At 68.1% G+C, this 7,370-nt stretch carries 5 protein-coding genes and 1 pseudogene; 5 read left to right on the top strand and 1 reads right to left on the bottom strand.

Going from position 1 to position 7,370, the window contains the following annotated elements:
- Positions 1-535, bottom strand: a pseudogene (locus H926_RS34045) (LTA synthase family protein); the annotation flags it as partial.
- A gap of 245 nt (positions 536-780) precedes the next feature.
- Between H926_RS34045 and H926_RS25480 the strand changes: the two are divergent.
- From H926_RS25480 to H926_RS0103895, 5 genes are all read left to right on the top strand, one after another.
- Positions 781-2,061 carry a capsular biosynthesis protein gene (locus H926_RS25480; protein ID WP_022675153.1) on the top strand — a complete coding sequence of 427 codons (1,281 nt, stop codon included), beginning with the start codon at positions 781-783 and terminating at the stop codon, positions 2,059-2,061.
- A gap of 355 nt (positions 2,062-2,416) precedes the next feature.
- On the top strand, positions 2,417-3,328 hold the full coding sequence (locus tag H926_RS0103910) for a hydrogen peroxide-inducible genes activator (protein ID WP_022675152.1): 912 nt from the start codon (positions 2,417-2,419) through the stop codon (positions 3,326-3,328).
- 104 nt (positions 3,329-3,432) lie between these two features.
- Positions 3,433-5,199, top strand: a complete 1,767-nt coding sequence (locus tag H926_RS0103905) for an ABC transporter transmembrane domain-containing protein (RefSeq protein WP_022675151.1) — start codon at positions 3,433-3,435, stop codon at positions 5,197-5,199.
- A 3-nt stretch (positions 5,200-5,202) separates the two neighbouring features.
- Positions 5,203-6,321, top strand: a complete 1,119-nt coding sequence (locus H926_RS0103900) for an efflux RND transporter periplasmic adaptor subunit (RefSeq protein WP_022675150.1) — start codon at positions 5,203-5,205, stop codon at positions 6,319-6,321.
- A partial coding sequence (locus tag H926_RS0103895) for a TolC family protein (protein WP_022675149.1) occupies positions 6,318-7,370 on the top strand: 1,053 nt, incomplete at its 3' end. The genes H926_RS0103900 and H926_RS0103895, both read left to right, overlap by 4 nt.

The raw sequence follows: 7,370 nt of genomic DNA, 5'->3' as shown, positions 1-7,370 counted from the left end.
CGCCATGCGGGTCGGGCGTGGCAGCGATGGCCCGAAACGCTGGGCTGCCCCGCAGGACGGCGAGCATGCCGACCGCGCCCAGGGCAAGGGCAAGGCCGGCAAGATGCATCACCCCGTCGGCCCGGAACAGCAGGCAGAGCAGGGCGACCAGCGCGAGCGCGACCAGGCTGGCCACCGCGCGCTGCCACGGCGCCACGGCGGAGAGATAGAACTGCGGATGGCGAAACACCGCGCCGATCAGGGCAAGATCGGAAAACAGCAGCGGTTCACCCAGCATGGTGTTCTTGGCGTTGGAGGCAACGGTGAACAGGGCGCCCAGTCCAAGGCTGAGCGCGCAGGCCACCAGGGGATTGCCGCAAAGCGCCAGGATCGCCCCGAACACGCCAAGCAGCACGCCGGCATTGATCGCCAGCCCGGGCACGCTGCGCAGGCCATGGCGCGGCCGCGGATGGACCAGCGCATCGAGCGCAGCGCCGCCGCAGACCAGCGCCAGCGCTGCGACAACAACCTGAAATATATGATTGTGCAACGTCACGCCTGTTCCATATCCGCGGCGTCACGGACTTACCCGGCTGCGCCGGCGCGGCTCATAGCCGGGGCGGCGCCGGCTGTCATCCACCACGCCGGGACGAATCGATCCGGTGTGGCGGCGGGAACTTGTGGTTGGCCATTTGCGCGGGTAACGCTTCGGGCAGAAGACCGGGGCGGGCGGCGAAGATGGCCATGCCGCCGCGGCGGTCATCGGCGCGCCGGGTCTTCTCGACGGAGTATCGCTTTCGAATGCAAGAGTTGCCCATTGCGCCCGACACGGTCCGGGCTGCCGATACCACGCCCGTTCACGACGGGGCGCCGCGCACGATCCTGCTGCTGCAAGGCCTGATGGGGCCGCTGTTCCACGAACTGGGCAAGGCCTTGCTGCGGGCCGGGCACACCGTGTACAAGATCAACTTCAACGGCGGCGATCGCCTGTTCTGGCGACTGCCCAACGGCGTCGACTATCGCGATTCGCTGGAGCGCTGGCCGGCGTTCTTCGCGCAGTTCCTGGCGGACAAGGGCGTGACCGACGTGGTGCTGTTCGGCGATTGCCGCGATCATCACCGCCCTGCCACCGGCATTTGCAAGGAGCGCGGCGTGCCGGTCCACGTGTTCGAGGAAGGCTATGTCAGGCCCGATTGGGTCACGCTGGAACTGGGCGGGGTGAACGGCAATTCCCGGCTGCCGAGCGACCCGGCGTGGTATCGCGCCACTGCCGCCACGCTGCCGCCGGTGCCGCCCCATGCCCAGGTGCCATCCTCGTTCCGCCGCCGTGCGGCCGAGGGGCTGCTCTACAACTGCGCCGACGTGTTCACGCGGTGGCACTATCCGCATTGGACCAATCATCGCCCGTGGCATCCGCTGGTCGAGGCGATGGGCTGGTGGCGCAAGCTGTCGCGCCGCAAGCTGCGCCAGCGCGAGGCCGATGCCCTGCTGCACCGCCTGGAAACGGCGGGAGAGCGCTATTTCCTGTTTCCGCTGCAACTCGATTCCGATGCGCAGATCCGCCTGCATTCACCGTTTGCCGGGATTGCCGACGCGCTGCGGCTGATCCTCGAATCCTTTGCCGCCAACGCCCCGGCCGATGTGCGGCTGGTGGTCAAGGAGCATCCGCTCGACAATGGGGTGCGCGATTGGCAGCAGGAAACCGCCGATCTGGCGCGCCTGTTCGGCGTGGCTGACCGGGTCGATTACCTGAGCATGGGCGATATTGTGCCGGTGACCCGCCGCGCGCTGGGCGTGGTGACGATCAACAGCACGAGCGGCACCCTGGCCCTGGCCGAGGGCATCCCCGTCGTGGCGCTGGGCCACGCGGTCTATGACATGCCCGATATCACCAATCAGGATGGTCTCGACGCGTTCTGGACCAATCCGGTGCCGCCCGATGCCACCACGTTCGCCGCGTTTCGCCGCGTGCTGATCGAGCGTTGCCTGATTCCGGGCGGGTTTTTTTCTGCGCCGGCGCTGCAAAAGGTGGTGCGCCACGCCGTGGCCCGGTTGGAGCGCCGACCGATCGCGCCGGAATAAGCCGATGCGTTCCGTGCAAGTGACGCATGGGGAAAGCAGGGCAGGCTGCCTGCTCTCCTGCCCAAGCTGCACGACGCGGTGATCTGTCCATCGCTTCGCCGCTGTTAACGATCATCATAGCGGTGAAGCGGGCAAAAAAAGGCCGATCTTGCGACCGGCCTTGGAAAGTTTGGGAGAGGATGCCTGAAAGGCCCCCTCTAGATGGGCCAGATCGCCGGGGCTGACAAATGCGAATAACGGCGTTGCAGTTGCATTTCACGCAATTATCATATTTATAGACAGTGTTTGCGGGGCTTGGGTTCCGGCAGCAAAGTCCGCTAGAGTGCGCAAGGCGATGGAAGGGAGCGCTTGAGCCATGACCGAAAGCCTGGCCTGGCCCAGCCTGCGGCAGTTGCGCTGCCTGGTCGCCTTGGCCGATTGCGGCAATTTCACCCGTGGCGCTGCGGCGATGGGTGTGTCGCAGCCCTCGTTCTCGCAACAGATCCACTTGCTGGAAGGCTTGCTGGGCGGCGCCGTGGCCGAACGGGGCGGGCGCATGGTGCTGACGCCGCTGGGCCGCGAGGCGGTGGCGGCGGCGCGGCGCGTGCTGACCGAGGCCGAAGGCTTTGCCGATCTCGCCCGGCGCCATCGCCAGGGCGAACTGGCCGGCACGCTGCGCCTGGGCGTCTCGCCCACGCTCGGGCCCTATATCCTGCCGCAACTGGTGGCGCGGCTGCACGCTACGCATCCCGATCTCAAGGTGCACGTGCGCGAAGGATTGCCCGACGCCCTGCTCGACCATCTGGGCGACGGGCGCCATGATACCGTGCTGGTGCAACTGCCCGTCACCGACGCGCGCTTTCATATCGAGCGGCTGTTTCGTGAACCGATGTTTCTGGCGATGGCGGCAGACGATCCCATGGCGGCGGTGCGCGTGGTGCGGCCCGAGCATCTCGCCGGGCGCGGTCTCTTGACCATGCAGCCCGAGTACCGGCTGAGCCAGCAGGTGGCAGCCCTGGCCGAACGCTGCGGCGCGCAGGTCTTGCGCGATTACGAGGGAACCAGCCTCGATGCGGTGCGGCAGATGGCCGGAATGGGCATGGGGCTGGCACTTTTGCCCGAACTCTATGTGCGTCAGGAAATCGCCGAGGGCGGTGACGTGGTGGTGCGCCCCTTTGCCGGCGGGCGTCCCTATCGCGAGATCGGGCTGATCTGGCGCATCGGCGCGGGTCGGTCGGGCGACCTCTTGCTCCTCGCCGAGACATTGCGCAGCATTGCCCAGCGATAGGAAAAACCTATCGGATCGATAGGTGGCCACCGTATTGGCGGATCACGCGGCGATCGTCATCTTGATGGGCACACCTTTAGCCCGCCAAGGAAAGCCGCCCGTTCATGGACGCCCGCGACCATACCGCCGCCCATTCGCCACACCATCACGGCGCCCACCATAGCCACCGTCCCACCATGCGCGATCTGCGCCGCTGGGCCAGCCTGGTCATGGCGCCCGACAAGGCTTTCATCCGCCTGGCGCTGGTATTCGGCGCGGCGATCTCGCTCTTGTCGCTGGCCACGCCGATCTCGGTGCAGCTGCTGATCAACGCGGTGGCCAACATCGCGCTGCCCGCGCCGCTGTTCACGCTCGCGCTCGTGCTCTTTGCCCTGCTGCTGCTGGCCGGCGCGCTGATGGCGCTGCGCGTGGCGGTGATGGCGCGGTTCGAGCAGCGCTTCTTTGCCCGGCTGATGGCCGAGATCACCACGCGCGCGATCCATGCGCAGAACCCGTTCTTCGTCGACGCGCGGCACGGCGATCTGTTCAACCGCTTCTTTGACATGGGCACAGTGCAAAAGGCGTTGACCAGCCTGGTCATCGGCGGGTTCGCCATCGTGCTGCAAAGCCTGGTCGGGCTGGTGGTGACGAGTTTCTATCACCCGTTCTTCCTGGCTTTCAACGTGGTGCTGGTCCTGGTCGTGCTGGTGATCTGGCGCGCCTGGCTGCTGCCCTCGCTCGACAGCGCCGTGGCCAAGAGCCACGCCAAGCATGCCGCCGCGCACTGGCTGGAAAGCCTGGGTGCTTCGAACGGGTTCTACAAATCCGGCCGACACATCAGCTTTGCGATCGACCGGAGCGAGGCGATGACCGCCACCTATGTGGCCGCGCACCGCCGCCATTTCCGGCATACCTTCAGCCAGACGCTGTGCCTCCTGCTGCTCTATGCCCTGGCCAGCGCTGGTCTGCTCGCCATGGGCGGCTGGCTGATCCTGCAGGGCGAACTGTCGGTGGGCCAGCTGGTTGCGGCCGAGCTGATCCTGTCGGGCGTGTTCTATGGCATTGCCCAGCTCGGCGGCTATCTCGAGGTGTTCTACGACCTGGCCGCGGGCCTGGAGGAACTCGCCCTGTTCTGGGGCGTGCCGCAGGAAGCGCCGCCGGCAGCCGATGCGATCGGCCCGGCCCACGGCGCGATCCGCTTCCAGGGCGTGGCCCTGGGCAATCATCGCCTCGACTTTGCCATCGACAGCGGCGAGCACGTCGGCGTGCTCGCCGCGCCTGGGGTGGAGCGCAGTGTCGCTACCCTGCTCAAGCGGTTGGCCACGCCCGAGCGCGGGCTGGTGCGCGTCGGCGGCGCAGACCTGGGCAGTTTCGACATGGTGCGCCTGCGGGCCGATGTGATCGTGCTCGATCGGCCGACGATCGTGGAAATGACCGTGCGCGATTATCTGCGACTATCGGGATCGGGCCGGGCGGGATCAGAGCGTGCCGATACGCAGTGGCAGGGCGGGGCGATGCTCGATGCCCTGGCGCTGGTCGGGCTGGAAGAGCGCGTCAGCGCTTTGCCCCACGGGCTCGATACCATGCTGTCGAGTTCGGGCTGGCCGCTGGCGGTAGGGGAAACCATGCTGCTCAAGCTGGCCGGCGCAATCCTCGCCAGCCCACGCGTGCTGATGCTCTCTCCGCTTTACGACATGCTCGACCCGGCGCGCCTGTCGCGTGTGCTGAACGCCTTGCGCCCGCAAGGCACCACCGTGCTGCACTTTACCGACCGGCCGGGCGGGCCGGCCCACGATGCCTGGCTGCGCCTGGGCGAAACCGCGCAGCAGCGCAGCGCCGAACGCCCCGCTGTTGAACCCGTTGCCCCGCCGACTGCCGGCAAGGAGGATTGAGCCATGGCGAGCCATGCCCAAGACATGACGCGCTTTTCCACGCTTGCCAGCTTGCGCCCGCCCCGCACCGCGGTGACCGTGGCCTGGATGATCGGCATTGCCATTCCGCTGGTGGTGCTGGGCCTGCTGTTCGTGCCCTGGGTGCAGACCGCGCCAGGCACGGGGCAGATCGTCGCGCTCGATCCGGCAGACCGGGTGCAGCAGGTGACCGCGCTGGTGCCCGGCCGGGTGGAGCGCTGGTATGTGACCGACGGGCAAAGCGTAAAGGCGGGTGACCCGATCGCGCGGGTGGTGGACAACGATCCCGGCCTGCTCGAACGCCTGGCGGCCGAGCGCGCGCAAGTGCTGGCGCAGATCACCGCCAGCGAACAGGCCATGGCCGTGGCGCGGATCGATGTTGGCCGCTCGGCGCAGTTGCTGGCCGATGGTCTGGCCGCGCGGCGCGATTTTGAAAACGCGCAGATCAAGGTCGCCGAACATGGCGCCAAGCTGGCCGAGGCGCGCGCCAAGCTCAGCCGCGTCGACATTGCCCGCACGCGCCAGTCGGCCCAGATGGTGCGTGCGCCGCGCGATGGGCGCATCCAGTCGCTCAACACCGCAGCCGGTGCCACGCTGGTGAGCGCGGGGGACTGGCTGGCCACGGTGGCGCCGGAAAGCGCGGTGCGCGTGGTGGAACTGATGGTCGATGGCCGCGACGTGGCGCTGGTGCGGCGCGGCCAGCCGGTGCGCCTGCATTTCGAAGGCTGGCCGGCGATCCAGTTCAGCGGCTGGCCTTCGGTGGCGCTGGGCATGTTCGATGGTAGGGTGCGCAGCATCGATCCCTCCGCCCAGGCCAGCGGCCTGTTCCGCGTGCTGGTGGAACCGATGCCGGGCAAGCCGGCCTGGCCCGGCAACCAGTTCACGCGCCTGGGTTCGCGGGTGCGTGGCTGGATCCAGATGGAAACCGTCTCGGTCGGTTATGAACTGTGGCGCCAGCTCAACGATTTCCCGCTGGAATTCCAGCGCCCGGTGGAAACCGGCCCGCGCAAGGGCGCCGGCAAGGGCCTGGCCGACAAGGACGCGGCCAAGAAGGCCAAGCCCGCCAAGAATAGCGCCAAGGACGGCGGGGAGGAAGAAAAGTGATCCGCACGTTGCTCGCTGTTGTCGCCCTGCTGTGCAGCCAGGCGGCCTGGGCCGGCGAATTGAACCTCGATACCGTGCTGCGCGCCTCGGCCCGGCATCAGCCGCTGGTGCTGGAAGCCATGGCCCGCCAGCGCGCGGCCGATGCCCGCACGCTGGCCGCGCAAGGCCTGTTCGACATGGTCTTCGATGCCGAGGTACAGGCCCGCCCGCTGGGCTATTACGACAATGCCCTGGCCGAGGCGAAGCTGACCCGGCCGTTCGCCACCAATGGCGGCCAGGTCTATGGCGGCTATCGCGTGTCGAGCGGGCGCTTTGCCGTCTATGACGGCAAGAACGTGACCAATGCCCTGGGCGAAGTGCGTGCCGGCGCGGTCTTTTCGCTGCTGCGCGACCGGCTGGTCGATGAACGCCGCACCAAGCTGGCGCAGGCGCAAGCCGATGCCGAGATCGCCGGGCTGGACCAGGCGATGGTGATGATCGGCGTGCAGCGCCGCGCGGCCGATGCCTATCAGCAGTGGGTGGCGGCGGGCCTGCGCATGCGCACATATCGCGATCTGCTGGCCCTGGCCCGCGAACGCCAGGCCTCGATTGAGCGGCAGGTGACGCTGGGCGCGCGCCCGGCAGTGCTGGCAGTGGAAAACCGCCAGAACATCGTGCGCCGCGAAGCGCTGCTGGTGCGCGCCGAACAGGATCTGGCCGTGGCGGCACAGGCGCTCTCGCTGTTCTGGCGTGATGACCTGGGCCAGCCGATGGTGGCCCAGCCGGAAGACCTGCCGGCGGCCTTTCCCGAAGGCGTGGCGCCGCGCCTGGCGGATACCGCCACGGTCTTGGCTGGCCGGCCCGATCTGCAGATCCTGCTGAACCGGGCCGAGCAGGCGCGGTTGCGCGGTGACCTGGCCGGCAACGACCTGCTCCCCCGGCTCGACCTGCGGGTGGAAGCGGCCAAGGATTTCGGCAGCGGCAGCCCCACGCGCGTGCCGGGCGAGGTGATGTTCGGGGTGCGCCTGTCGATGCCGCTGGAACAGCGCGCCGCGCGCGGCCGCCTGGCC

The sequence above is a fragment of the Novosphingobium sp. B-7 genome (genome assembly GCF_000410615.1).
In the GTDB taxonomy this organism is placed as follows: domain Bacteria; phylum Pseudomonadota; class Alphaproteobacteria; order Sphingomonadales; family Sphingomonadaceae; genus Novosphingobium; species Novosphingobium capsulatum.
This window is presented reverse-complemented; position numbering and strand designations above follow the sequence as displayed.